Raw genomic sequence first — 25,070 nt, 5'->3', positions numbered from 1 at the left:
GGGCGCCCTATCGATAGGCCTCGGCCATCCGCTCGGCGCGGCCACGGTCGAGCGACAGCAGCACCAGGTCGTGCAGCGCACCGTCGGCGTCGCGGACATGATCGCGCAGCAACGCCTCGGCGCGAAAGCCCGCTTCCTCGAACAGCGTGATCGCGCCGCGCTGATCGGGGGTCATGTAGGCGACCAGCTTGGCCGCGCCGCGCTCGCCGGCCAGCACGATGCAGCGGTCGAGAAGCTGCCGCCCCAGCCCGCGTCCGCGCCATTCGGGCGCGACGAGCAGCCGCACCTCGGCGACGTGCGGCGACCAGCCGAGCGGATCGGCGAGCAGCGCCGCCGTCGCGACCACCTGTTCCCCGTCGGTCGCGACGAGGCTTGGCATCGTGTCGCCCGCCGCCGCCGCCAGCCACGCCGACACGACCCGCTCGTTGCGGATGTCGCGTGCCAGGAACAGCAGGTCATGCGCGGGCACCGCCGCGGCGAAGCGCAGGATAGCCGGGCCGTCGCCGGGCTCCAGTTCGCGGATCGTCCCTTCGCTCATACGCTTTTCTCGCCCAGCCATTCGTCGACCATCGGCCACATGCGGCGCACCGCATTGGCGCCGGCGATCAGGCTGACATGCCCGCCCTTCAATTCCACCTGGTTCTTCTCCTGCGAACCTACCATATCGATCAGCGGCGCCGATGCCGGCGGCGGCACGATATGATCGTGCTGCGCGGTGATGTGCAGATAGGGCGCGGCGATCGCGCCGAGGTCGACCGGCCGCCCCGCGACCGTCATCGTCCCCGCCATCAGCGCATTGTCCCACATCAGCTTCTTGGTCATGTCGCGGAAATATTCGCCGGGAAGCGGCAGCGCATCCATGCCCCAGCGGTCGAACATGCGGTGCGCCTTGACGAATTCATCGTCCCACAGATTGTCGTAGAGCCGGATATTGCTCGCGACCCGCTGCGCCGGGCGCAGCATCTCGAAACTGGTCATGATCAGGTCGCTCGGCACGTTGCCGACCGTGTCGACCAGCCGGTCGACATCGAAGAAGCTCTTGTCGGACCACGCCTGGAACTGCGGCATGTGGCGGAAGTCGACCGGCGTCGTGAAGGTGACGAGGTTCGCCGGACCCGCCGCCCCGGCGGTTGCCGCCCACAGCAGCGACAACAGCCCGCCGGCGCAATAGCCGACGACGCTGACATCCGATTCGCCCGTCACCGCGCGGACGCGCTGCACCGCGCTCGGCAGGAAATCGAGCACATAGTCAGCGATCCCGACCGTTTTCTCCTCGGGACGCGGGGCGTCCCAGTCGACCATGAAGACGTCGTAACCCGCCTTCAGCAGGAACTCGACGAAGCTCTGCCCCGGCGCCATGTCGAAGATATAGCCGCGGTTGGTCGGCGCCATCACCAGCATCAGCGGCATGCGGTAGATCTCGTCGACCAATGGGCGGTAGTGATAGAGGCGAAAGGTCCCGCGCGAAATCAGCACGTCCTTGCCGCTGCTCCCCACGACCGGCGCGGGGGAGCCAAGATATTCGACTCCCTTGATATTGCGCAGCATCGCGCGCTCGAACTCGCGCCGCGCGGCGGCAAAGGGGTCCGCGTCGGCCTGCGCCGCGGCCCCGCCGGTCATTTCGTCTTACCGGGCTTGCGCGTCCGGGCGGGCTTCGGCGCCCCGTCGGCGGGCTGGCCGCCGCTTGCGAGCAGCGTCTCGATGCGCGCCACCGCCGCCTCGATCGCGCCGATCCGCGCGCCCAGATCCTCGATATCGGCCTTGCTCGGCATCTGGATCGCGTCGAGCGCTTTCAGCATGCCGTCCTTCATCTGCGCCTGCATCGCGACCTTGGCGTTGTTCAGGCCGTTCATCGCCTGCGCCGCCTCTTTCTGCTGAAGGAATTTGGCGCCGAACTCGTTCGCCATCTTTTCCCAATTGCCCAGCATGTCGCGATAGGCATCCATGAAGTCCTGCGGTCCCTTGGTCGCCATGCTTCACCTTCTTCCCGTCATGTTTCGGAGAAGAAGGTTGCACAAGATCGCGCCGCTGTCACGCGCCGCGCTGCAGTCCGATCAGCGGCCGCAGCCAGCCGACGCGCCGCCCGCCGAGATAGAAGGCCCAGCAGCCGGCGACGGTCGCCGCGACCAGCAGCACGAAGAGTGGGAGCGCCGCGACGCCGGCCCGGATCAGATACCAGCCCGCGACGACGATGATCGTCTGATGGATGATGTAGAAGGGAAAGACCGCCTCGGCGAGCGGCGCGCGCCAGCGATGGTCGCGATTCCACCAGCGGTCCGCGATGCCGACCAGCGCGACGATCGCGGCCCAACCCTGCACCTGCCGCGCACCATGGAACACCATGTCCGCCCATGCGGGCCCGCCCTCCGGCCACGCGCATGCGATCCAGACGATCGGTACGAAGGCGAGGACGGCCAGTATCGCCGCTCCGGTCCGACAACAGGCGACCGCGTCGAACAGGACCGGACGCGTGCGAAGCAGCCACCCGACCGCGAACGCGATCAGGTAATGGAGATGCACCGGCCCGTCATCGACGAGCGCGTGGGTTTCGCGATGGCCCGGAAAGGCGGCGTAGACAAGGAGCCAGCCGGCCATCGGCAGCAGCAGGACATTCCACCCGCCGAGCCGCCGCGCTGCGCCATCGGCGACCCGCACCCATAGCCGGGAAGGCACGATGGCAAACAACAGGGCGGCGAGCATCGTATAGACCCACAGATAGACGACGAACCACAGATGCTGCCACGTCGGCAGGACGATCCCGTCCAGCGTTCCGAAGCGAAAATAATCGTGCAGCCAGAAATGAAGCAGGCCGTGGGCATAGCCATGCTGTCCCGCCAGTTCGATCCACGGCTGCGGCGGTATGACGACGAGGATGCCGAACGCGAGCGGGATCAGCAGTCGCGCGCTTCGTGCCCGTGCAAAAGCCGCTGCCCCGCCAAGCTTCACCAGCAGCGCCGCGCTGGCATATCCCGAAACGAGGAACAGCAGCGGCAGCCGCCAGCCGTTGGTGGCAAGCATGGGAATCGCGACCCAATCGATCGCCGGCTCGCTCTTGACGTGCCAACCCCATGGCACGAAGACCATGCCGATATGATAGAGGATCAGCAGCGCGAACGCACCGATCCGCAGCCAGTCCATGCCAAGATGCCGTGTCGCTCCGGCCACGCCGAATCTCCTTTGCCCGGTTTCGCGAGGACGGCTACGTCAGGACCGGACAGAGCCGCGACCGGCGCGGGACCAGCGGCGGAGGGAGCGTGACCGAAGGAACAGCGCCTGGGACCAACGGCGGCGGAGCCGGGACGAATCGCATCAGCCCGCGCCGGTTGACGATCCTGCTCTTCGGCGCGCTTTTCGCTTACGGCCTCATCCGCATCACCTCGAACGTCTATTCCTATCTCGCCGAGCGCCATGCCTTCGGCCGCGACGTGCCGGCGTCGACGGCCTGGGCCTATGAGGGCACCAGCCTCGTCGCCTGGACGATGATGATCCTGCTCTGCTGGTTCGGTGTCCGCTTCATCCGTCCGCCACGCTTCGGCTGGATCGCGACGATCGCGATCCATGCCGCGCTCGCCCTGCCCGTTTCGCTCGCCCATATCGCGCTGATGGTGGGGCTGCGCATGTTCGTCTGGTGGCTTGCCGATAGCAGCTATTCGTTCGAATCGCCCGACGGATCGCCGATCCTCTATGAACTGCGCAAGGACGCGGCGACCTACGCCGAACTGATCCTGCTCATTTTCCTGATGCAGTGGCTGATCGCGCGTCACGCCGCGCCTTCCACGCCGACCGAGGCATCGCGGACGCTGACCGTGAGCGATGGATCGGTCGCGCACCGCCTTCCGGTCGCCGAGATCGACCATGTCGCCGCCGCGGGCAATTATGTCGAGATCGCATGGCGCGGGCGCCGCCTGCTCCATCGCGCGACGCTGAGTGCAGTCGAGACCGAATTGGCCGGCGCCGGCTTCGTGCGCATCCACAGGAGCCGCCTCGTCCGCAAGGACGCGGTGCGCCGCGTCGTCACGCACAGGAGCGGCGATTTCGACGTCGAACTGGCGGACGGCGAGGTGCTGCGCGGCAGCCGCCGATATCGCCCCCGCATCGAAGGCTGAACGCGGTCGCTGCACCTAGAGTGGGTTCGGTTTTGATGGAATCAAAACCGGCGCTCTGAACTCTTGTTTTACCGTGTTTTCCGAGTCGTCAGGTGATTCCACCTGACTTGAAAACACTCTATCGCGCCTGCCCGCAGGTGACGGAACCGCTGCCGATATTGCGCACCGTGCAGGTCGGTCGGCCAAGCACGACGGTCCGCCCGATCCCGCGTGCCGTGATCGTCGCGGATTTTTCGGCGCGCAGGACATGGTCCCCCGCCCCTTCGCTGTCGCTGGTCCATGCGCCCGCCACCAGCGCCCCGGCGTCGAGGCTGCCGGCCCCCGACAGCGTCGCCTGCGCCTGTTTGACGGAACCCGCGAGCGTCATCGTGCCGTTGCCGATCATCGCGACCGACAGCCGGTCGCCGATCACCTCGCCCACCCGGATCTCGCCGGGGCCGCGCAGACCGATGCTCACGCGCGTTCCCTTCAGCCGGTCGATGTGCAGCGCGCCCGCTCCGCCCAGCATGGCCGACCGCAAATTGACGGCGTTGACGCGGATCGTCACCGGCGCCTGCGGTTTCGTCCGGCGCTCGTCGCCCGCGAACCGGCGCTCGCCGATCACCAGGCGTCCGTCACGCGTTTCGAGGCTGACGCGATCGAGCGCTTCGGGCGTCCCGATCGCGACCGCGCCGACCGGCGCCCGCGTCGTCACCTCGACGATGAAATCGGCATCGACCTCTATCGCCTCGAAACTGGTGAGGCCGAAGCGTTTCTCCGCGCTTACCGCGGGTCCGGCGAAGAGGATGGCGGCCGCCGCAAGCGCGGCCCATCGCGAGGCGCTGGTCATACCGCCGCCTTAACCGTTCCGCGCGGGCCGCGCCAGCGGGCGCGTCACCTGCAGGTGACGGTGCCCGATCCCATCTTGCGCGTCGAACAGGTCGCGCCGCCGGTCAGCGTCACGTCGCCCGAACCGAGGACGCGGACTTCGGCTTTGCCGGTCGCCTGCGTCTCGACATTGCCCGATCCCGTGACCGAGACGGCCAGCGTCGTCGCGACCAGCCCGTCGGCATCGACGTCGCCCGATCCGGTCACGCTGATGTCGCCCGCGTCGATCGTGCCATTGTCGATATCGATATCGCCCGACCCCGACACGGTGATGTCGGCGCGCTTGCCGGTAAGCTTCGCGATCTTGAGGTCGCCCGACCCGGTCAGCACCGCCGCGACCTTGTCGCCCGCGACCGCGTCGGCGTCGATCGAACCCGACCCGGTCAGCCGCACGGTGTCGAGTTTCGGCATGGTGATGGCGATCTCGACACCGCGATGGCGGCCACCGCCGAGACTGAAGCCCTCGCGCTTGCGGCCGATCGACAGCAGCGCTCCGTCGAGCGTGATGTCGAGTTCGTCGATCTCCGCCTGCGGTCCCCTGGCTGCGATCGAAAAATTGTCGCCCTGACGGATCGTGACGTCGTCAGGGCCTGCGACCTTGACGCCGGTGAAGCCGGTGAGGGTGAAATTCTGCGTCGTTTGCGGCCCCGCATCGGTGGCGCGGTCGGCATCGCCGCGCGTCTCGCTGCGGTCGCCGCGATCGGCGCCGCTGCAGCCCGTCGCGGTCATCGCCAGCGCCAGCGGGAGGAAGGCCATCGTCCAGTTGCGCATCGCATATCTCCTTCGTGTGTTATGATTATAATACACGAAGGAGGGACTGTCCAGCGCGACCGGCGCCGCGCCATCTTGTCGCCACCTTCGCGGTGCAAAGGGAGTTTCCCCTTCCCCGAGAGTATGGACGATGAGCGTAGCCTTTCGGCGCGAGAGCGACGACGAACATAAGGAACCGACCTTCGAATGGCCGATTCCGCCGGGACCGAATCTGGTGACGCCGCGCGGGTTGCGCCTGCTCGGCGAAGGCGTGGCGGCGCTCGACGCGGCGATCGAGGCGGAAACGGATGCCGAAGCGAAGGCAAAGCTGCAACGCCAGCTCCGCTATCTTGGCACGCGCAAGGCGACCGCCGAGGTGCAGGCACCGCCCGCGGAAGGATCGGTCGGTATCGGCAGCCGGGTGCGCTACCGGCTGAACGGCGCCGACCGCGAAGTGACGATCGTCGGCCATGACGAGGCGGACCCGACCGTCGGGCGCATCGCCTTCACCGCCCCGCTCGGCCGCGCGCTGCTCGGCGCCGAGGTCGAGGATATGGTCGAATTTCAGGGGCACGAAGACGCGATCACTGTCCTGGCCGCCGCTCCCGACCCCGAGGCGCAGGCATGAAGGACAAGTTCGAACGCCACAAGCAGCCATGGACGGCGGCGGAAATCGACAAGCTTCATACGCTCGCAAGGAAGGGCATGGCGCTGAAGGCGATCGCCAGGGCGCTGACGCGCAGCGAGGAGTCGGTGAAGGCGCGCGCCAAGCAGGACGGGCTGTCGATCGCAAAGCTGCGCTGACCGCCGATGACCGCTGCCCCTTATGATGCCATCGTGCTGGGCGCCGGCGCGGCCGGGCTGATGTGTGCCGCGGTCGCCGGGCAGCGCGGACGGCGGGTGCTGCTGCTCGATCATGCCGACGCGATCGGGAAGAAAATCCTGATCTCCGGCGGCGGGCGCTGCAATTTCACCAACATTCACACGGCCCCCGACCGCTATATTTCGGCGAACCCCCATTTCGCCAAATCGGCGCTCGCCCGCTACACACCCGCCGATTTCCTCGCGCTGGTCGAAGCGCATGGCATCGCCTGGCACGAAAAGACGCTCGGCCAGCTGTTCTGCGACGGATCGGCGAAGCAGATCGTCGCGATGCTGATGGAAGAGGCGGCGAAGGGCGGCGTCACCATATTGCACGGCCAGCCGGTCCACGAGGTCGTGCACGGCGCCGACGGGTTCGGGGTGACCTTCGGCGAACGGCGCTTCACCGCTCCCGCGCTAGTCGTCGCGACCGGCGGTCCGTCGATTCCGAAGATGGGCGCGACCGGCTTCGCCTACGACCTCGCGCGGCGCTTCGGCCTGAAGGTCGTCGAGCCGCGTCCCGCGCTCGTCCCGCTGACGCTCGGCGGCGACGATCTGCTGTTCCGCGAGTTGTCGGGTGTCGCGGCGCCGGTCGAGGCGCGCGCGGGCAACGCGGCTTTCCGCGAAGCCGCGCTGTTCACGCATCGCGGCCTGTCGGGGCCCGCGATCCTCCAGGTCAGCAGCTATTGGCAGCGCGGCGATCCGGTGACGATCGACTTCCTGCCCGACGCCGCACCCGGCTGGCTGGTCGAGGCGAAGCGCGCGCGGCCGCGGGCGACGCTGGCCTCGACCCTCGCGCCCCTGCTCCCCGCCCGGCTCGCACAGACGCTTGCCGACCGCCTCGCGCTGCCGGGCGAGCTGGCGGCGCAGACCGACCGCAAACTTGTCGACGCCGAGGGACGCCTGAAGCGCTGGGCCTTCCACCCCAACGGCACCGAGGGCTTCGCCAAGGCCGAAGTCACCGTGGGCGGTATCGCGACCGCCGGGCTGTCGTCGCAAACAATGATGGCCAAAAGCGTTCCGGGGCTCTATGCGGTCGGCGAAGCCGTGGATGTCACCGGGTGGCTGGGCGGCTATAATTTTCAATGGGCGTGGGCCAGCGGATACGCAGCGGGCCAGGCGCTTTAGGAAAAGCTTGCGTTCCTTCGTCACCCCGGACCTGATCCGGGGTCCCTTCAGCGCTTCGTGGCAAGGGGCGAATGGATGCCGGATCGAGTCCGGTATGACGAATTAACGAATCGGCGGCGCAGCCCGTTACGGAAAAGAAGAGAAATATGGCCTTCGATCATCTTCCCCCCGCCCTCGCGGACGCTCTCGGCGCGCGCGATTATCAGACGCTGACCCCGGTGCAATCGCAGGTCATCGAAGCCGGGGCCCACGGCCGCGACCTGCTCGTTTCGGCGCAGACGGGTTCGGGCAAGACGGTCGCCTTCGGTCTTGCGATGGCCGACGAACTGCTGGCGGACGGCCGCCTACCCTTCGCCTCGGCGCCGCTTGCGCTGATCGTCGCGCCGACGCGCGAACTGGCCCTGCAGGTCAGCCGCGAACTGGGCTGGCTTTACGCCGCCACCGGCGCGCGCATCGCGACCTGCGTCGGAGGGATGGACGCGAGCCGCGAGCGCCGGGCGCTGAATCAGGGCGTGCACATCGTCGTCGGAACGCCCGGCCGATTGCGCGACCATCTCGAGCGCGGCGCGCTCGACCTCGCGGCGCTGCGCGTCGCGGTGCTCGACGAGGCCGACGAGATGCTCGACATGGGCTTTCGCGAAGATCTGGAGGAGATCCTCGACGCGACGCCCGAAACGCGGCGCACGCTGCTGTTCTCGGCGACGATCCCCAAGCCGATCGCCCAGCTCGCCAAACGCTATCAGCGCGATGCGCTTCGCATCTCGACGGTCGGCGAGGATCGCGGGCACGGCGACATCGCCTATCAGGTGGTGACCGTCGCGCCCGCCGATATCGAAAGCGCGGTGATCAACCTGCTGCGCCTTCACGACGCCGAAACCGCGATGCTGTTCTGCGCCACGCGCGACAATGTCCGCCGCCTTCACGCGCGGCTGGTCAACCGCGGCTTCGCCGCCGTCGCGCTGTCGGGCGAGCATAGCCAGAACGAGCGCAACCAGGCGCTTCAGGCGCTGCGCGACCGCCGGGCCCGGGTGTGCGTCGCGACCGACGTCGCGGCGCGCGGTATCGACCTGCCCAGCCTGAGCCTGGTCGTCCATGTCGAAATCCCGCGCGATGCCGAAACGCTCCAGCACCGTTCGGGTCGCACCGGGCGCGCGGGGAAGAAGGGGACGGCGGTGCTGATCGTCCCCTATCCGCGCCGCCGCCGTGTCGACGCCATGCTGCGCGGCGCCCGGATCGACGCCGAATGGACCGGCGCCCCGACCGCCGACGACGTGCGGGCACGCGACCGCGAACGGCTGATCGAGGCGCTGCTCGCCCCCATCGAGCATGACGAAGAGGATATCGAACTCGGCCGCCGCCTGCTCGCCGAGCGCGCGCCGGAGGAGATCGCCGCCGCGCTCGTCCGCGCGCACCGCGCCACCATGCCGCTGCCCGAGGAACTGATCGACAACGGTCCGCCGCCGCGCCGCGAGCGGGGCGAACGCGCCGAACGCGAACCGCGCGAGCGCGGCGGGCACCGCGACGGTTTCGACGACAGCGTCTGGTTCCGGCTCAATATCGGCCGCCGCCACAATGCCGACCCGCGCTGGATATTGCCGCTGCTCTGCCGCCGCGGCCACGTCACCAAGCACGAGATCGGCGCGATCCGCATCGGCCCGAACGAAACGCTGTTCAACATTCCGCTCGCCATCGCCGACCGCTTCGCCGAGGCGGTCGAGCGCAGTGCCAACAAGGATGGCGAAGACGACAACGGCGTCGCGATCACGCCGGCGCCCGGCGGCGCGACCTGGCCGCCGCGACGCGAAGGGGGTCCGCGCAAGGACGGGCCGCGCAAGCCCCATGGCAAGCCCGGCGGGTTCAAGGCCAAGCCCTTCGGCAAGGGCAAGCCGCGCGCACCCCGCTGACTCACCCCCTCCTCCGAAGAGGAGGGGCTTATATCGCATCGACCCTTGCGCTGCCTGCCCGCTCGCTCCAGATGAAACGGACCAGCAGGAGAGCAGCCATGCAGGCAATCGAGGCGTTCATCGCGGAGCAGGGCGGTCCCGAGGTTATCCAGTGGCGCGAGGTGACGCTCGGCGCGCCCGCTGCCGGACAGGTGCTGGTGCGCCAGACCGCCATCGGGCTCAACTATATCGACACCTATCATCGCGACGGCACCTATCCGATCGAGCTTCCCGGCGGACTGGGCGTCGAAGCGGCGGGCGAGGTGGTCGCGATCGGCCCCGACGTCCACGGCCTGCAGCCCGGCGACCGCGTCGCGACCTTCGGCCCGCAGCGGGGCGCCTATGCGAGCGCGCGGATCGTTCCCGCCGCATCGCTGATGAAACTGCCGGCCGGCATCGACGACGACACCGCCGCCGCTGCGCTGCTCAAGGCCTGCACCGTCGAGGCGCTGGTCGAGCGCTGCGCGAAGATCGAGGCGGGCTGGCCGGTGCTGGTCCACGCGGCGGCGGGCGGCGTCGGGCTGATCCTCGTCCAATGGCTGAAGGCGGTCGGCGCGACCGTGATCGGCACCGTCAGCACCGAAGCCAAGGCGCAGACGGCCCGCGACGCCGGTGCCGACCATGTCATCCGCTACAAGCAGGACGACGTTGCCGCGCATGTTCGCGAGATCACCGACGGCCAGGGCGTCCCCGTGACCTTCGACGGCATCGGCATGGCGACATGGGACGTGTCGCTGAAGGCGACCGCGCGCCGCGGGCTGATCGTCAGCTACGGCAATGCCGGCGGACCGGTGACCGGGGTCAATCTGGGCATCCTGGCGCAGCATGGGTCGCAGTTCGTCACGCGGCCGACGCTGTTCGACTATTATCTCGACCCCGGCGAACGCGCAGCGGGCGCCGCGCGCGTGTTCGAGATGATCGAAAGCGGGGCGGTCGCGATCACCGTCGGCCAGCGCTATGGATTGCAGGACGCGGCGCGCGCGCATGCCGATCTGGAGGCGGGGCGGACGACCGGATCGACGCTACTGATTCCGTGACGGCTTACCGCCCGCGCTTCAACCGCTCCGCATGCCATGCGACATGCTCGGCCATGAAGGTCGAGATGAAATAATAGCTGTGGTCGTAACCCGGCTGCATGCGGATCGTCGCCTTCTGCCCGGCCTTTCGGCACGACTCTTCGAGAAGCGGCGTTTTCAACTGCTCGGCGAGGAAGGTGTCCGCATCGCCCTGGTCGACCAGCAGGTCGGGCAGCCGGGCGCCGCCGTCGATCAGCGCGCAGGCATCATAGGCGGTCCATAGCGCGCGGTCGGGGCCCAGATAGCCGCCCAGCGCCTTTTCGCCCCATGGGCACTGCGTCGGCGCGACGATCGGCGCGAAGGCCGAGACCGAGCGGAAACGGTCGGGGGTGCGCAGCGCCACGGTCAGCGCGCCGTGGCCGCCCATCGAATGGCCGCTGATCCCCTGCCGCGTCATGTCGGCCATCGGGAAATGGCGCAGCAGCAGCGAGGGCAGTTCGTCCTCGATATAGGAGCGCATCCGGTAGTTCTTCGCCCATGGTTCGACGGTCGCGTCGACATAGAAGCCAGCGCCGAGGCCGAAATCCCACGCGCTGTCGGGGTCGTCGGGAACGCCCTCCCCCCGCGGCGAGGTGTCGGGTGCGACGAAGATGACGCCGTGCCGCGCGCAGGCGGCGCGATACTCACCCTTCTCCATCACATTGGCATGGGTGCAGGTCAGCCCCGACAGATACCAGAGCACCGGCAGTTTCGCGCCTTCCGCATGGTCGGGCACGAAGATCGCAAAGCTCATGTCGGTCGCGGTCGTGTCGCTTGCGTGACGGCAGACGCTTTGCGTGCCGCCATGGCTGCGGGTCGTCGAAAGGGTTTCGATGGTCATGCGATGGCCTGAACGGGAATGGGCGCCACCAGCGGATCATGCCCCCAATGGCGCAGAAGGTCGAGGATCGCCGCCCCGGCGAGCCCCAGCGTCGCGGTGTTGCGCAACGGATGGACGTTGACGCGGCTCGCCGCGGCCAGGCCCGCATCGAGCACGACGGCGATGCTGCCCGGCGGCGCGTTGATCGCGGCGAGCGGCGTCACCGATCCCGGCTGGATGCCGAGCAGCCGCGCCATATCCTCCGGCTTGCCGAAGCTCACACGCTTGCAGCCGATCGCGTCGGGCAACGCCTTCAGGTCGACGCGCGCCTCCGCCGGCACGGTGACGAGCCAGAAGGTCCCGCCGGCATCCTTGAGGAACAGGTTCTTGCTGTGCGCACCGGGGATCGCGGCGCTGACCTTTTCGCTCTCGGCGACGGTGAACACCGCGACATGTTCGTGCGCGGCAAAGGGAATCGCGAGCGCATCCAGATCCGCCAGCAATCCCGCTTCGCCGCGCACGATCGTCCTCACATCCGGTGCAGGGCGCAGAGCTTGTTGCCCGACGGGTCGCGCAGATAGGCGAGATACATCTTCATGCCATTGCCTTCGCGCACGCCCGGCGGGTCTTCGATCGCGGTGCCGCCCGCTTCGACCCCGGCGCGATGCCACGCGTCGGCCTGTTCGGGATTGGCCATCGCGATACCGATGGTGCAGCCGTTGCCCGCGGTCGCCGGCTGCCCGTCGATCGGCGCCGTCACCAGGAACAGACCGCCGTTGTGCATGTAGATCAGGCGTCCCTTGTCGTCCTGGATTCCCGGCTTGCCGCCGATCGCCTGGAAGGTCGCATCATAGAATTTCCGCGATGCCTCGAGGTCATTCGACCCGACCATATTGTGGCTGTACATGTGTCCGCTCCTCCTGATTCTGGTTGCGAATCGATACCTATAACGTTGCCTAGCGGAAGACCACCGTCTTGCACCCGTCGATCAACACGCGCTGTTCGGCGACCCAGCGCACCGCGCGCGCGAGCACCTGCGCCTCGATATCGCGGCCGGTGCGGATCAGGTCGTCGACCGAATGGCGATGATCGACACGCTCGACTGCCTGTTCGATGATCGGGCCTTCGTCGAGGTCGCCGGTCACGAAATGCGCGGTCGCGCCGATCAGCTTCACCCCGCGCTCGTGCGCGCGGTGATAGGGCCGTGCGCCCTTGAAACCCGGCAGGAAGCTGTGATGGATATTGATGCAGCGGCCGATGAGCCGCGCCGACAGGTCGGTCGACAGCACCTGCATATAGCGCGCGAGCACCAGATAATCGGCCTTGCCGCGCGCCATGACGTCGAGGATCGCGGCCTCCTGTTCGGCGCGGTTGGCGTCGCTGACGGGCAGATGATGAAAGGGCACGCCATGCCATTCGGAAAGCCGCCGCAGATGCTCGTGATTCGACACGACCCCGACGACGTCGATCGCCAGATTCCCCGTCGACCAGCGGTGGAGCAGGTCGTTGAGGCAGTGGCTGCCCTGCGATACGGCGATGACGAAGCGCGGCTTTTGCGCTGCGTCGCGAATGCGCGCATCCATCGCAAAGCGTTCGACGACCGGCGCGAACGCCGCCTGCACCGCGGCGAGCCCTTCGGGAAAGCGCGGTCCCGCGGCGCGGAACGCGACCCGCATGAAGAAGCGCCCCGATTCGAGATTGGCATATTGCTGGCTGTCGAGGATGAAGCCGTCGGCTTCGGCGAGCAGCCCCGTCACGGCCGCGACGATGCCGACCGCGTCGATGCAGCTGAAGGTCAGGACATAGCCCGGATGGTCGGTCGCGGCGGTCATCGGCGGTGCGGCACCCTTCAGGCGATCCGGTAAAGCGCGCAGAGCTTGTTGCCCGCCGGATCGCGCAGATAAGCGAGATAGAGCCGCCGGCCTTCGGTGGCATCGCGCGGCCCCGGCGGGTCCTCGATCGCGGTCCCGCCGTTCGCGACGCCCGCCGCGTGCCACGCATCGACCGCCTCGGGCGAAGACGCGGCAAAACCGAGCGTCCCGCCGTTCGCGCCATGCGCGGCCTTGCCATCGATCGGCGCGCTGATCAGGAAGCGGCACCCCGCATGGCTGTAGACGAGCCGGCCACGCTCGTCGATCGCGCCGGGCGCGGCGCCCAGCGCGCCGAGGATGGCATCGTAGAAACGGCGGGCGGCCTCGATATCGTCGGCGCCGAGCATCACATGGCTGAACATGGGCGCGTCAATACACCACGACGCTGCGGATGCTTTCGCCCGCGTGCATCAGGTCGAAACCCTTGTTGATCTCCTCCAGCGTCAGGACGTGGGTGATCATCGGGTCGATCGCGATCTTGCCGTTCATGTACCAGTCGACGATCTTCGGCACGTCGGTGCGGCCCCTGGCGCCGCCGAACGCCGTGCCCTTCCACACGCGGCCGGTGACGAGCTGGAACGGGCGTGTCGCGATTTCCTTGCCCGCCTCGGCGACGCCGATGACGATGCTCTCGCCCCAGCCGCGGTGGCAGCATTCGAGCGCGGTGCGCATCACCTCGGTATTGCCGGTGGCGTCGAAGCTGTAGTCGGCGCCGCCGTCGGTGACCTCGACGATCTTCGCGACCGTCTCGTCGCGCGACAGGCCCTTCGAGTTGATGAAGTGCGTCATGCCGAACTTGCGGCCCCATTCCTCGCGATCGGGGTTGATGTCGATGCCGATGATCTTGTCTGCACCGACCAGCTTCGCGCCCTGGATCACGTTGAGCCCGATGCCGCCCAGCCCGAAGACGACGACATTCTCGCCCGCCTGCACCTTCGCGGTGTTGACGACCGCGCCGACGCCGGTCGTGACGCCGCAGCCGATGTAGCAGCTTGTCTGGAACGGCGCGTCCTCGCGGATTTTCGCGACCGCGATCTCGGGCAGCACGGTGAAGTTGGAGAAGGTCGAGCAGCCCATATAATGGAAGATCGGCTGACCCTTGTAGCTGAAGCGCGTCGTGCCGTCGGGCATCAGCCCCTTGCCCTGCGTCGCGCGGATCGCGGTGCACAGGTTGGTCTTGCCCGACAGGCAGCTTTTGCACTGGCGGCATTCGGGGGTGTAGAGCGGGATCACATGGTCGCCGGGCTTCACCGACGTCACCCCCACCCCGACCTCGCGCACGATACCGGCGCCTTCGTGGCCGAGCACCGACGGAAAGATGCCCTCGCTGTCGAAGCCGTCGAGCGTATAGGCATCGGTGTGGCAGATACCCGTCGCCATGATCTCCACCAGCACCTCGCCCGCCTTCGGGCCTTCGAGGTCGAGTTCGACGATCTCGAGCGGTTTCTTCGCTTCGAACGCGACGGCGGCGCGGGTTTTCATGGGGCGGTCTCCTTCTGCCGCGTCCCTTCCGTCAAAGCCGTCCCCAATGCAAGAGGCCGCAGCGCCGCCACCTGCTGCCGAAGGTGCGTCTCCTGATCGACAAGCTGCGCGAGGAATTGCCGGCGGCGTTGCGGCGGAGTGGGCTAGGATAAAAGCGACCGATGAAATGATCAGCCATTTTCACGCAACCAAGGTGTGGTTGCTTCAATCTCCGCCATCATGGCATCATAGGTATCGAATACACCCGACCGATGGCCGGGCGACCAATACAGACCAACATATTCATCAAACGCTTCATAAATCTCTTCGTATCCGAAGAAGCCATCGCCCCTTCGATACAAACGAAGCTTTCGTTTGCCGCTAGGGCTTACCAGTTCGCGAACGACATCCATCTGAGAGTAACTGGCATTGGCGATACACATTCGCAACTAGCATGTCGCTCAACACTCCACCACACTAACCGCCAGCCCGCCCTTCGACGTTTCCTTGTATTTGTCGCGCATGTCGCGGCCGGTTTGCAGCATCGTCGCGATCACCGTGTCGAGGCTGACGACATGGGTGCCGTCGCCGATCATCGCGATGCGGCTGGCGTCGATGGCCTTGATCGCGCCCATCGCGTTGCGCTCGATGCAGGGAATCTGGACGAGGCCGCCGATGGGATCGCAGGTGAGGCCGAGATTGTGCTCCATGCCGATCTCGGCGGCGTTCTCGATCTGCGCGTTGGTGCCGCCGAGCGCGGCGGTCAGACCCGCCGCCGCCATCGAGCAGGCGACGCCGACCTCTCCCTGACAGCCGACCTCCGCGCCCGAAATGCTGGCGTTGCGCTTGTAGAGCGCGCCGATGGCCCCCGCCGTCAGCAGAAAGGTCCGCACCCCCGCCGCATCGCCGCGGCAGCCGCGCCGGTAATAGCGGATCACCGCCGGAATGATCCCCGCGGCGCCGTTGGTCGGCGCGGTGACGACGCGGCCGCCGGCGGCGTTCTCCTCGTTCACCGCCATCGCCCACAAGTTGATCCAGTCCATCATCGCGAGCGGTTCGGACAGGTTCGCCTCGTGCCGCTCGCGGATGTCGGCGGCGATCTGCGGCGCGCGGCGCCGGACCTTAAGGCCGCCGGGCAGGATGCCGGTGCTCGCGCAGCCCGCGTCGATCGATGCATCCATCGCCGCCGCGATCGCGTCGAGCCCCGCCTCGACCTGCTCCGCGTCGCGGTGCACAAGTTCATTGTCGAGCATCATTGCGGCGAAGCTCTTTCCCGACGCCGCGCCCATCGCCATCAGGTCGGCGCCCGAGGTGAAGGGAAAGGGCAGCTCGACCTCGTCCTCGGCGCCGCGGCTGTTGCGTCCCGCCTCTTCCTCGTCGACGACGAAGCCGCCGCCGATCGAGAAATACATGCGCTTCGCCAGTATCTCGCCGTCCGCGTCGCGCGCGGTGAAGCTGAGCGCGTTGGTGTGGAAGGGTTGGCGCTGGCGCATCTGGAAATGCAGGTCGCGCTTCGGTTCGAAGCGCACCGGAACCCGCCCGAGCAGATCGAGACGGCCTTCGCGTTCGGCGCGCGCCCAGTGCGCCTGGATCGCGGCAAGGTCGGTCGTCGCGGGCACCTCCCCCGCCAGGCCCGCGACGAGCGCGGTATCGGAGGCGTGGCCCTTGCCGGTCAGCGCCAGCGAGCCGTAGAGGTCGGCCTCGACATGCGCCGTGCGGTCCAGCAGGCCATGCGCATCGAGCCACTCGCCGAAGCGGCGGCCCGCGACCATCGGCCCGACGGTGTGCGAGCTCGACGGACCGACGCCGATCTTGAACAGTTCGAAAAGGCTGATCGTCATGGCGGCGCTATAGGCCAAGCCCCGCGGGGACGATAGGGGTGCGCGGACCGGTCGCCGCCGGTCCCCGCGCCCCACATCGCCCGTCGTCATCCGGCCCTTGCCGGACGACAGGCCTTCGTCACGCCGCCGGGTAGGTCCAGGCGCCGTCGCGCGCCAGATTCTCGGCCGCGAAATCCCAGTTGAGCAGTTCGTCGACCACTGCGTTCACATAATCGGGGCGGACGTTCTTGCGGTCGATGTAATAGGCGTGCTCCCACACGTCGATGACGAGCAGCGGCTTGGCGCCGCCGGTCGCCTCGGTCCCCGCGTCGTGCGTGTCGGTGACCGACAGCTTGCCGTCCTTGGTGACGAGCCAGGCCCAGCCCGAGGCGAAGTGATTGACCGCGGTATCCTTGAGCTTTTTCTTGAGGTCGTCGAGAGAGCCGAAATCGCGGTCGATCGCCGCGGCGAGATCCCCCTGCGGCGCGGTCTTCGTCGGCGACAGGCTGTTCCAGTAGAAGGCGTGGTTCCACGACTGGGCGGCGTTGTTGAACAGCCCCTTGTTGCCCGCGCTCTCGGCATGGCGGACGATGTCCTCGAGGCTCTTGTCCGCAAGGTCGGTGCCCTCGATCGCGGCATTGACCTTGTCGACATAGGCCTTGTGATGCTTGCCATGATGCGTCGCGAGCGTGTCGGCCGAGATATGCGGCGCGAGGGCATCCTGCGCATAGGGCAGGGGCGGGAAGGCGATCGTCATGGCAGTCTCCATTTTTTGCTTGAACGGATAGGGCTTCTAACTCGGTATCGCGCTTAGCGCTTACAACCCTGCGAAGGCAAATTTTCCTGCCCGGCCAGTCATGTCGCCATCGCCTTCAGCGTCGCGATGCGGTCGGCCTCTTCCGCCGGTTTGTCGCGCCGGATGCGGGCGATGCGCGGGAAGCGCATCGCGAGCCCTGACTTGTGCCGCTTCGACGGATGGATCGAATCGAAGGCGACCTCCAGCACCAGCGTCTTTTCGACCTCGCGCACCGGGCCGAAGCGATCGGTGGTGTGGTCGCGCACGAACTTGTCGAGCCATTTCAGCTCCTCGTCGGTGAAGCCCGAATAGGCCTTGCCGACGGGCAGCAGTTCGCCCGCGTCGGACCAGCAGCCGAAGGTGTAATCCGAATAGAAGCTGGCGCGCCGCCCGTTGCCGCGCTGCGCATACATCATCACGCAGTCGGCGGTCAGCGGGTCGCGCTTCCACTTGTACCACAGCCCGGCGCGGCGACCGGCAACATAGGGGGCGTCGCGCCGCTTGAGCATCACCCCCTCGATCGCCGCGTCGCGCGCGCCCGCGCGCAACTCCGCCAGATGCGTGAAATCGCGCGCCTCGATGACCTGCGACAGGTCGAAATGGCTGATCGCGAGCCGCGGCACGAACGCTTCCAGCTGCCGCCGCCGCTCGGTCCATGGCAGCAGGCGCAGGTCGTTGCCGTCGACGCCGAGCAGATCGTAGACGCGCACGAAGGCGGGATAGTCGGCGAGCATCCGTTTCGTCACCGTCTTGCGCCCGAGCCGCTGCTGGAGCGCGTTGAAGCTGGCGGCGCCCCCCTCGACCCCGCCCTGCGCCTCGCCGCGCACCAGCAGTTCGCCGTCGATCACCGCATCCTGGTCGAAGGCGGCGAGCAGTTCCGGAAAGGCGGCGCCGATATCCTCGCCGCCGCGGCTGTAGAGGCGCGTCTCGCCGCCGCCCCCGCTCCCGCCGCGCGCGATCTGGACGCGGATGCCGTCCCATTTCCATTCGGCGGCGAAGGCGGCTAAATCGATCGCCTCGCCCTCGTCGAGCGGGTGCGCGAGCATGAAGGGGCGAAAGAAGGCGACGTCGGCAAGATCGGGCCGGGCGGCGCGCCCCTCGCCCCACGCGAAGAGCGGCGCATAGGGCGGCGGGATCGCGTGCCACAATTCCTCGACGTCATCGACCGGCACATCGAACGCCTGCGCGAAGGCCTGCTTCGCGAGCCGCGCCGACACCCCGACCCGCATCCCGCCGAGCGCCAGCTTGAGCAGCGCATAGCGGCCGTCGGCGTCGAGGCGGTCGAGCAGCGAAGCAAGGACCGCGGGCGCATCGCTGCGCGTCGCGGCGGAGAGGGCGTCGACGGCAGCGGAAACGCTGATATCGCCCTTTTTCCCTGAACCGTCCGGCCACAGCAAGGCCGCAGTCTCCGCCGTGTCGCCGACGAAATGGCGCGACAGGCGGAACAGTTCCTCGTCGACCCGCGTCGCGAGCAGCGCGCGCACCGTTCCCGCCTTCACCGCCGGGAAGTCGAGCGCGTCGGTCAGCGCCGCGAGCGCCCAGCCGCGATCAGGATCGGGTGTGTGGCGGAGGTAATCGACGATCAGCGCCAGCTTGCTGTTGCGCGAGCGCGTGTAGACCAGCCGGTCGATCAGGGCCGCGAAGCGCTTCACGCCTCTTCCTCCAGATCGCGCCCGACGAGATGCAGTGCGCGCGCCCGGCGCTGCGTCAGTTCGCACCAGCGCAGCAGCCCTTCTTCGCTGCCGTGGGTGATCCAGCTTTCGCGCGGTTCGACCTCGGCGATCGTCGCGGTGAGTTCGTCCCAGTCGGCATGGTCGGAGATGACGAGCGGCAGTTCGACCATGCGCGCCCGCGCGCGCTGGCGCACCCGCATCCAGCCCGAGGCCATCGCGGTGATCGGATCGGGCAGCCGCCGCGACCAGCGGTCGTGCAGGGCGGAGGGCGGCGCGAGCACGACCTGCCCCGCCATTTCGGCCTTTGCGGTCTCGCCGACCAGCCGCAGGTCGCCAAGCGCGACGCCATGGGCGGCGTAGAGCGCGCACATGCGTTCGAGCGCGCCGTGGATGAAGATTGGCGCATCCCATCCCGCGCGGCGCAGTTCGGCGATCACGCGCTGCGCCTTGCCCAGCGCATAGGCGCCGACGAGGACGCAGCGGTCGGGCTCGGCGCGCACCGCAGCGAGCAGCTTCGCAATCTCTCCGTCGGTCGGCGGATGGCGGAACACCGGGAGGCCGAAGGTCGCCTCGGTGATGAAGATATCGCAGGGGACGATTTCGAACGGCGCACAGGTCGGGTCGGCGCGGCGCTTGTAATCGCCGGTGACGACGATCCGCTCGCCGCGATATTCCATCGCGATCTGCGCGCTGCCGAGGACGTGTCCGGCGGGGTGGAAGGAAAAGCGCACGCCGCCGCGTTCGAACCCGTCGCAGTAGGCGAAGGCGGCATTGCGGCTTGCCGCGGTATCGACGCCATAGCGCAGCGCCATGATCGCCAGCGTCTCCGGCGTCGCGAAAACCGCGTGATGGCCGCTGCGCGCATGGTCGGCATGGCCGTGCGTCACCGCCGCGCGCTCGACCGGGCGCGACGGGTCGATCCACAGATCGGCCGGCCGCACGTAGAGGCCATGCGGATGCGGTTCGAGCCAGGCCGCCGTACGCGCCATCAGACAGCCCCCGTCACGCCAGCAGCGTCCGCGCCCGAACGAGGTCGGCGACGAAGGCGGCACGCTCCTGCGTCGCGCGCTCGCGATCGGGCATACGGAGCAGGAAGGACGGATGGACCGTCGCCACCAGCCTTGCGCCTCCCTCCAGTTCCACCGCACGCCCGCGCATCGACCGGATGCTTGCGCTCTTTCCCGTCACCCCACGCAGCGCGGTGGCGCCCAGCGTGACGATGAGATCGGGCTGCACCAATGCGCGCTCCCTGTCGAGCCACCAGCGGCAGATATCGACCTCTCCGGTGGTCGGGGTCTGGTGCAGCCGCCGCTTGCCGCGCGGTGTGAACTTGAAATGCTTGACCGCATTGGTGAGGAACAGCCGCCGGCGGTCGAGCCCGGCTTCGTCCAGCGCGGCGTCGAGGAGCCGGCCCGCCGGGCCGACGAACGGCCGGCCCTGCCGGTCCTCCTGATCGCCCGGCTGTTCGCCGATCAGCATGATGCGCGCTCTCTTCGGCCCCTCGCCCGCCACGCCCTGCGTCGCGTGGCGATAGAGCGGGCAGCGCGTGCAGCGATCGACTGCCGCCGCCAGCGCGGACAGCGTTGCGGGAGCGTCGGAGGCATCGGCGGATGGCTGATCTTCGGGCACGCGGGTCGGTTCCGTCTCCGTACGGGTCGTTCCCGAAACGGCCGCCGCGCGCTTCCGTTCCTGTTCTGCTCGAATCCGGCTCGCCTTTCCAGGGCAGGGACGCCCGGGTCGCCGTCTTTCCTTCCGAAGGCCCGCTATCGCTCGCGATATTCGGGCGGGCGCTTGTCGAGGAAAGCGGTGAGCGCTTCCTTGTAATCCTCGGTCGCCGACAGGATCACCTGCTGCCGGTCCTCGATCGCCATCGCCGCTTCCAGGCTTGGCGCGTCGATGTTGAGGTTCAGCGCCTGCTTGGACAGACGCAGGCCCCATGGGCTGGTCGCGAGCATCTCTTCGGCGAGCGCGAGCCCGCGGTCGAGCAGCTTGTCCTCGTCGACGATCTCGCTGATCAGCCCCGCCGCGAGCGCCCGCTCCGCGCCGACGAAGCGCCCGGTCAGGATCATCTCCGACGCGAGGCTCGCCCCGACGAGACGCGGCAGGAAATAGCTCGACGCCATGTCGCAGCCGCCGAGCCCGATGCGGATATAGGCGGCGTTGCAGCGAAAGTCGGGCGCGCCGTAGCGCACGTCCGACGCGAGCAGCAGCGACAGCCCCCCGCCCGCCGCGGCGCCATGGCCGAGCGCGATGATCGGCTGCGGGCAGGCGCGCATCCTGCGATAGATATTGCCGATATCGGTCTGGGTCCGCAGCGTGCGCAGCACCGGCGTTTCGTCGCCGGTCCGGTCTTCCTGGATGTCGAGCCCGGCGCAGAAGCCGCGACCGGCGCCGCGCAGCAGGACGACGCGCACATCCTTGCGTTCGGCGAGCCCGCCGAAATAGGCGTTCAGCGCCTCGACCAGCCCTTCGTTCAGCGCATTCAGCCGCTCGGGCCGGTTGAGCGTCGCGATCTCGACCGCGCCGCGACGCTCGACGACCAGTTCGCCCTTCGCTTCGTCCGTCACAGGGTCTGGCCGTCGTCGACGGTGATGACGCTGCCGGTCACCCCCGCCGACGCGTCGGAGGCGAGGAAGAGCAGCGGCGCATGGAGGTCGCTGGCCGGGCGCAGCCGCTGGCGCGGGAAGCTGGCGACGAACTTGCGACCCGCCTCGCTGCTGAACAGTTCGGCGGTCATCTCGGATTCGAAATAGCCGGGCTGGATGACGTTCACGTTGATCCCGCGCCGCGCCCATTCGCGCGCGAACGCCTTGCCCATGTGGCGCGCCGCCGCCTTGGTCGCGCCATAGACAGAGGTCGCCGGGAACACCTTGTCGGCGGTGATCGAGCCGATGATGACGACGCGGCCGTGCTGCCGCTCGCGGCTGCCCGCGGCTTCGAGCCGCCGCGCGCCCTCGGTCACGGTCAGGAAGACGCCGCGGACATTGGCGGCGAGCAGGCCGTCGACCTCTTCGACCACGAGTCCCAGCGCCACCTTCTCGGTCGCCACACCGGCGTTGGCGATGATCGTGTCGACGGTACCGAACGCCGCCTCCGCGGCATCATAGGCGGCCTTGGTCGACGCCTCGTCGGTCACGTCGAGCGACACCGCGACCGCCTGCCCGCCCGCCGCCTCGATCGCGGCGACCTGTTCGGCGAGCCGGTCGGCGCGCCGCGCGGCCAGCACGACTTTCGCGCCCGCCGCGGCCAGCGCCCGCGCGAACCCGGCACCGAGCCCCGACGACGCCCCCGTCACCAGCGCGACGCGCCCCGAAAGATCGAATTGCGGTTCCTTGCTCATAGATGTCTCCCGTTCCGATGCAGCGACCGATAGACAAGTTACCGTTTACGTCAACCGAGGGGAGCGTGGGGCGGCGGCGGGCGCCTCCCCTCCAAGCAAAGTCACGCGACGCATTTCAAACTGTGTCGCCATCGCGTGCATGCGCAGCTTGACAGCCATCATTTGTTCTCTTAATGTTCTTCCCGTGCACAACCAACCTATTCCCCCGTCGCAGCCGCCAACGGTGGCGGGCGGGGGATGAGGGTTCGGGCAGCCGAAAAGGATATTCCCATCGGCCTGCGCGGCCGTCAGGCGGCCATCAATATGCCGCGATAGCTTTGATCGTCGAAGGTCAGGCCCGCGCCCATCGCGACGCAGATCAGCGCTTCTTCCGCCACCCGGACGGGCAGGCCGGTCGCCTTGGCGATCGCCTGATCCATGCGGCGCAGCAGCGCCCCGCCGCCGGTCAGCGTGATGCCTTCCTCGATGATGTCGGCCGACAGTTCGGGAGGCGTGCGTTCGAGCGCCGCCTTCACCGCGCTGACGATCTGGCCGACGGGTTCGGCGAGCGCCTCCGCTATCTCCGCTTCGGACACCTGGACTTCGGACGGCCGGCCGGTGACGAGGTCGCGCCCCTTGACGGCCATGACGATGCCCTCGCCCTGCGGTGCGACGGCCGAGCCGATCGCGAGCTTGACGCGCTCGGCGGTCATTTCGCCGATCATCATGTTGTGCTTGCGGCGGATCGACGAGGCGATCATGTCATCCATCTTGTCGCCGCCGACGCGCACCGAACTGCTGTGGGCGACGCCGCCGAGCGACAGCACCGCGACCTCCGTAGTGCCGCCGCCGATGTCGACGACCATCGTTCCGCGCGGTTCGGTCACCGGCAGCCCGGCGCCGATCGCCGCGGCCAGCGGTTCCTCGATCAGCTGGACGCTGATGGCGCCGGCGTTGGAGGCCGCGTCGCGGATCGCGCGGCGCTCGACATGCGTCGAGCAGGAGGGGACGCAGACGACGACGTGGCTGCGGCGGCGCAGGCGGCTCGGCCCGCCGAGCGCCTTGTCGATGAAATGCTTGATCATCTGTTCGGCGACGTCGATGTCGGCGATCACCCCGTCGCGGAGCGGCCGGATCGCCTCGATATTGGCGGGCGTCTTGCCCATCATCGGCTTGGCGTCGTTGCCGACGACCTTGACGTGGCGAATCCCGTCGCGCGTTTCGAGCGCGATGACCGACGGTTCGTTGAGCACGATCCCCCGACCGCGAACGTAGATGACGGTGTTCACCGTCCCGAGGTCGATGGCGATGTCATGCGCGTGCGGCGCGAAGCGCTGGAATATGGTCATGAACGGGGACGAAACCTTTGATCCTTGTCGCGCCCGAATCAAGCGCCCCGCCCCCCGGCCCACGCTTGCCCAAGCAAGCCGTCCGCATGGGTAAAGGGCGAGGCCAGGTCAATAACCGTGCGAGCCGGACCGTGGGTTTCCCGCGCCTGACCGAAAATCCGGCAGTTCCCGGACGCTCCAGGGATCGCGCGATCGCCGCGCCCTGTTCACGCCGTCCCGGTGGTATAGCCGTAGCGAGCCCCCATTCCGCTCGTGCGGATGAATTCCAGCCCCGTCTCGACCTGCGCCGGCGACAGGCCGCGAAGCGGCCGGCGCAATTCGCCGACCGGCAACCCGCAGGCGCGCATCAGCGACTTGATGGCGACCGGGTTGATCGCCGAATAATGAAAATGCAGCAGCGGCAGCAGCTCCAGATAGCGCTCGCGAAAAGCGGCGGCATCGTCGGCACCCGTCCAGGGTTTCGAGATCGCGGCCATTTCGGCCGGGGCCAGATTGCCGCTCATGTTCGCGGTCCCGTGCCCGCCCAACGCCATCGTCGGCACGACCAGCCCGAGATTGGGGGAATCGCAGCACATCACCGAAACGTCGGGTGCGGCCGCGAGAATCTGCGCCACCTGCCCGACGCGGCCCGTCGATTCCTTGTGCACGACGATATTGGGATGGCGGAAAAGCCGCAGCAGCTGGTCCCAATGAAGGTCGGTCTTCACGCGCGGCGGGTTGTTGTAGATGCCGAGCGGCAGGTCCGACGCATCGGCGACGTCGAGATAGAATTGCTCGATATCGGTCTCCGGCGCGCAGATATAGGGAGGCGCGGCGATAATCGCGCCGTCGGCGCCATTGGCGGCGGCAAAGCGCACATTGTCGATCACCTGCGCCGTCGAGGCCCCGGTGCAGCCGTAGTAGAAGAGCATCCCCGGCGGCCGCATCTTCGCGGTCTCGACGATCACCCGCTGCTTCTCCTCGGGCGACAGCAGCGATGGTTCGCCGGTCGATCCCAGGAACAGCATCGCCGCGGTGCCGTGGCGATGCTGATGATCGATCAGGGTCCGCCAGGCGCCGAAATCGATCTCTCCGCGGCTGTCGAACGGTGTGACGGTGGCGACGAACGATCCCTCGATCCGGCTCTTGGACATGCTGCTCCCCTGTTGCTGCCGCGCATGAACAGATGGATGGCGACGCGAAATCCGCTATCGCGCTGGCGGATTCGGCGCACTCGTCGCTCCTATGCGATAGGGCGTTCGCGTCTTTGCC

General features: G+C 68.0%; 28 protein-coding genes. 6 read left to right on the top strand and 22 right to left on the bottom strand.

Annotated elements, in window-relative coordinates; genetic code table 11:
- Positions 1-7: 7 nt before the first annotated feature.
- From SGRAN_RS05720 to SGRAN_RS05705, 4 genes are read right to left on the bottom strand one after another with little or no spacing between them, the layout of a single operon-like run.
- The gene (locus SGRAN_RS05720; protein WP_067181479.1) at positions 8-538 is read right to left on the bottom strand and encodes a GNAT family N-acetyltransferase; all 531 of its coding nucleotides are present in this window, start codon (positions 536-538) and stop codon (positions 8-10) included.
- Entirely contained in the window at positions 535-1,620 is a 1,086-nt protein-coding gene (locus SGRAN_RS05715) for an alpha/beta fold hydrolase (RefSeq protein ID WP_067181476.1), read from the bottom strand. The genes SGRAN_RS05720 and SGRAN_RS05715 overlap by 4 nt, the downstream gene beginning before the upstream one ends.
- Complete coding sequence (locus tag SGRAN_RS05710) at positions 1,617-1,973, bottom strand: hypothetical protein (RefSeq protein ID WP_067181474.1); 357 nt, start codon at positions 1,971-1,973, stop codon at positions 1,617-1,619. Before SGRAN_RS05710 ends, SGRAN_RS05715 begins: the two co-directional genes overlap by 4 nt.
- Before the next feature lie 58 nt (positions 1,974-2,031).
- Complete coding sequence (locus tag SGRAN_RS05705; RefSeq protein ID WP_311880687.1) at positions 2,032-3,165, bottom strand: acyltransferase family protein; 1,134 nt, start codon at positions 3,163-3,165, stop codon at positions 2,032-2,034.
- An 89-nt stretch (positions 3,166-3,254) separates the two neighbouring features.
- Here SGRAN_RS05705 and SGRAN_RS05700 point away from each other — a divergent pair, with 89 nt between their 5' ends.
- Complete coding sequence (locus tag SGRAN_RS05700) at positions 3,255-4,106, top strand: LytR/AlgR family response regulator transcription factor (protein ID WP_172709623.1); 852 nt, start codon at positions 3,255-3,257, stop codon at positions 4,104-4,106.
- Between the two features lie 118 nt (positions 4,107-4,224).
- On the opposite strand, the gene SGRAN_RS05695 is transcribed toward SGRAN_RS05700, so the two are convergent.
- Together SGRAN_RS05695 and SGRAN_RS05690 are read right to left on the bottom strand one after the other, a co-directional pair.
- Positions 4,225-4,935 (bottom strand): head GIN domain-containing protein, encoded by a 711-nt coding sequence (locus tag SGRAN_RS05695; protein WP_067181466.1) that lies wholly within the window; start codon positions 4,933-4,935, stop codon positions 4,225-4,227.
- A 44-nt stretch (positions 4,936-4,979) separates the two neighbouring features.
- A complete protein-coding gene (locus SGRAN_RS05690; RefSeq protein ID WP_067181463.1) occupies positions 4,980-5,744 on the bottom strand; it encodes a head GIN domain-containing protein in 765 nt (254 codons plus the stop codon).
- A 130-nt stretch (positions 5,745-5,874) separates the two neighbouring features.
- Between SGRAN_RS05690 and SGRAN_RS05685 the strand changes: the two genes are divergently transcribed.
- The 5 genes from SGRAN_RS05685 (at position 5,875) to SGRAN_RS05665 (ending at position 10,692) form a co-directional block, all read left to right on the top strand.
- A complete protein-coding gene (locus SGRAN_RS05685; protein ID WP_067181460.1) occupies positions 5,875-6,351 on the top strand; it encodes a GreA/GreB family elongation factor in 477 nt (158 codons plus the stop codon).
- Complete coding sequence (locus SGRAN_RS05680) at positions 6,348-6,527, top strand: hypothetical protein (protein ID WP_067109190.1); 180 nt, start codon at positions 6,348-6,350, stop codon at positions 6,525-6,527. Before SGRAN_RS05685 ends, SGRAN_RS05680 begins: the two co-directional genes overlap by 4 nt.
- 6 nt (positions 6,528-6,533) lie before the next feature.
- Entirely contained in the window at positions 6,534-7,712 is a 1,179-nt protein-coding gene (locus tag SGRAN_RS05675) for a BaiN/RdsA family NAD(P)/FAD-dependent oxidoreductase (protein WP_067181458.1), read from the top strand.
- A gap of 146 nt (positions 7,713-7,858) precedes the next feature.
- A complete protein-coding gene (locus SGRAN_RS05670) occupies positions 7,859-9,616 on the top strand; it encodes a DEAD/DEAH box helicase (protein ID WP_067181455.1) in 1,758 nt (585 codons plus the stop codon).
- 98 nt (positions 9,617-9,714) lie between these two features.
- Entirely contained in the window at positions 9,715-10,692 is a 978-nt protein-coding gene (locus SGRAN_RS05665; RefSeq protein ID WP_067181452.1) for a quinone oxidoreductase family protein, read from the top strand.
- Positions 10,693-10,696: 4 nt separating this feature from the next.
- Here SGRAN_RS05665 and fghA read toward each other — a convergent pair whose 3' ends face one another.
- The 16 genes from fghA to SGRAN_RS05590 form a co-directional block, all read right to left on the bottom strand.
- Positions 10,697-11,551, bottom strand: a complete 855-nt coding sequence (gene fghA, locus SGRAN_RS05660) for an S-formylglutathione hydrolase (protein ID WP_067181448.1) — start codon at positions 11,549-11,551, stop codon at positions 10,697-10,699.
- Positions 11,548-12,051, bottom strand: a complete 504-nt coding sequence (locus SGRAN_RS05655) for a prolyl-tRNA synthetase associated domain-containing protein (protein ID WP_067186924.1) — start codon at positions 12,049-12,051, stop codon at positions 11,548-11,550. The genes fghA and SGRAN_RS05655 overlap by 4 nt, the downstream gene beginning before the upstream one ends.
- 8 nt (positions 12,052-12,059) lie before the next feature.
- Positions 12,060-12,437, bottom strand: coding sequence for a VOC family protein (locus SGRAN_RS05650; RefSeq protein ID WP_067109204.1), 378 nt, complete (start codon positions 12,435-12,437; stop codon positions 12,060-12,062).
- Positions 12,438-12,486: 49 nt separating this feature from the next.
- A complete protein-coding gene (gene purU, locus SGRAN_RS05645) occupies positions 12,487-13,362 on the bottom strand; it encodes a formyltetrahydrofolate deformylase (protein WP_067109207.1) in 876 nt (291 codons plus the stop codon).
- Positions 13,363-13,379: 17 nt separating this feature from the next.
- Complete coding sequence (locus tag SGRAN_RS05640) at positions 13,380-13,763, bottom strand: VOC family protein (protein WP_067181445.1); 384 nt, start codon at positions 13,761-13,763, stop codon at positions 13,380-13,382.
- Positions 13,764-13,770: 7 nt separating this feature from the next.
- Positions 13,771-14,883, bottom strand: a complete 1,113-nt coding sequence (locus SGRAN_RS05635; RefSeq protein ID WP_067181442.1) for an S-(hydroxymethyl)glutathione dehydrogenase/class III alcohol dehydrogenase — start codon at positions 14,881-14,883, stop codon at positions 13,771-13,773.
- Between the two features lie 170 nt (positions 14,884-15,053).
- Positions 15,054-15,305 carry a hypothetical protein gene (locus SGRAN_RS22120; RefSeq protein ID WP_172709622.1) on the bottom strand — a complete coding sequence of 84 codons (252 nt, stop codon included), beginning with the start codon at positions 15,303-15,305 and terminating at the stop codon, positions 15,054-15,056.
- A gap of 18 nt (positions 15,306-15,323) precedes the next feature.
- Positions 15,324-16,703 carry an L-serine ammonia-lyase gene (locus tag SGRAN_RS05630; RefSeq protein ID WP_067181440.1) on the bottom strand — a complete coding sequence of 460 codons (1,380 nt, stop codon included), beginning with the start codon at positions 16,701-16,703 and terminating at the stop codon, positions 15,324-15,326.
- A 118-nt stretch (positions 16,704-16,821) separates the two neighbouring features.
- Positions 16,822-17,439 carry a superoxide dismutase gene (locus tag SGRAN_RS05625; protein ID WP_067181436.1) on the bottom strand — a complete coding sequence of 206 codons (618 nt, stop codon included), beginning with the start codon at positions 17,437-17,439 and terminating at the stop codon, positions 16,822-16,824.
- Between the two features lie 98 nt (positions 17,440-17,537).
- Positions 17,538-19,130 (bottom strand): cisplatin damage response ATP-dependent DNA ligase, encoded by a 1,593-nt coding sequence (locus tag SGRAN_RS05620; RefSeq protein WP_067181433.1) that lies wholly within the window; start codon positions 19,128-19,130, stop codon positions 17,538-17,540.
- On the bottom strand, positions 19,127-20,140 hold the full coding sequence (locus tag SGRAN_RS05615; RefSeq protein WP_067181430.1) for a ligase-associated DNA damage response exonuclease: 1,014 nt from the start codon (positions 20,138-20,140) through the stop codon (positions 19,127-19,129). The genes SGRAN_RS05620 and SGRAN_RS05615 overlap by 4 nt, the downstream gene beginning before the upstream one ends.
- 13 nt (positions 20,141-20,153) lie before the next feature.
- Positions 20,154-20,855 carry a UdgX family uracil-DNA binding protein gene (locus tag SGRAN_RS05610; RefSeq protein WP_311880708.1) on the bottom strand — a complete coding sequence of 234 codons (702 nt, stop codon included), beginning with the start codon at positions 20,853-20,855 and terminating at the stop codon, positions 20,154-20,156.
- A gap of 59 nt (positions 20,856-20,914) precedes the next feature.
- A complete protein-coding gene (locus tag SGRAN_RS22920) occupies positions 20,915-21,718 on the bottom strand; it encodes an enoyl-CoA hydratase/isomerase family protein (protein ID WP_082737099.1) in 804 nt (267 codons plus the stop codon).
- Positions 21,715-22,491 (bottom strand): SDR family NAD(P)-dependent oxidoreductase, encoded by a 777-nt coding sequence (locus SGRAN_RS05600; RefSeq protein ID WP_067181426.1) that lies wholly within the window; start codon positions 22,489-22,491, stop codon positions 21,715-21,717. Before SGRAN_RS05600 ends, SGRAN_RS22920 begins: the two co-directional genes overlap by 4 nt.
- Positions 22,492-22,778: 287 nt before the next feature.
- The gene (locus SGRAN_RS05595) at positions 22,779-23,819 is read right to left on the bottom strand and encodes a rod shape-determining protein (protein WP_067181423.1); all 1,041 of its coding nucleotides are present in this window, start codon (positions 23,817-23,819) and stop codon (positions 22,779-22,781) included.
- A gap of 206 nt (positions 23,820-24,025) precedes the next feature.
- The gene (locus tag SGRAN_RS05590) at positions 24,026-24,952 is read right to left on the bottom strand and encodes a 4-hydroxy-tetrahydrodipicolinate synthase family protein (protein ID WP_067181420.1); all 927 of its coding nucleotides are present in this window, start codon (positions 24,950-24,952) and stop codon (positions 24,026-24,028) included.
- Positions 24,953-25,070: the final 118 nt, after the last annotated feature.

This window comes from Sphingopyxis granuli, assembly GCF_001559015.1.
GTDB classification, from domain to species: Bacteria; Pseudomonadota; Alphaproteobacteria; order Sphingomonadales; family Sphingomonadaceae; genus Sphingopyxis; species Sphingopyxis granuli.
Note: the sequence above shows the minus strand (reverse complement) of the source record. Positions and strands in the feature narration are given on the sequence as shown.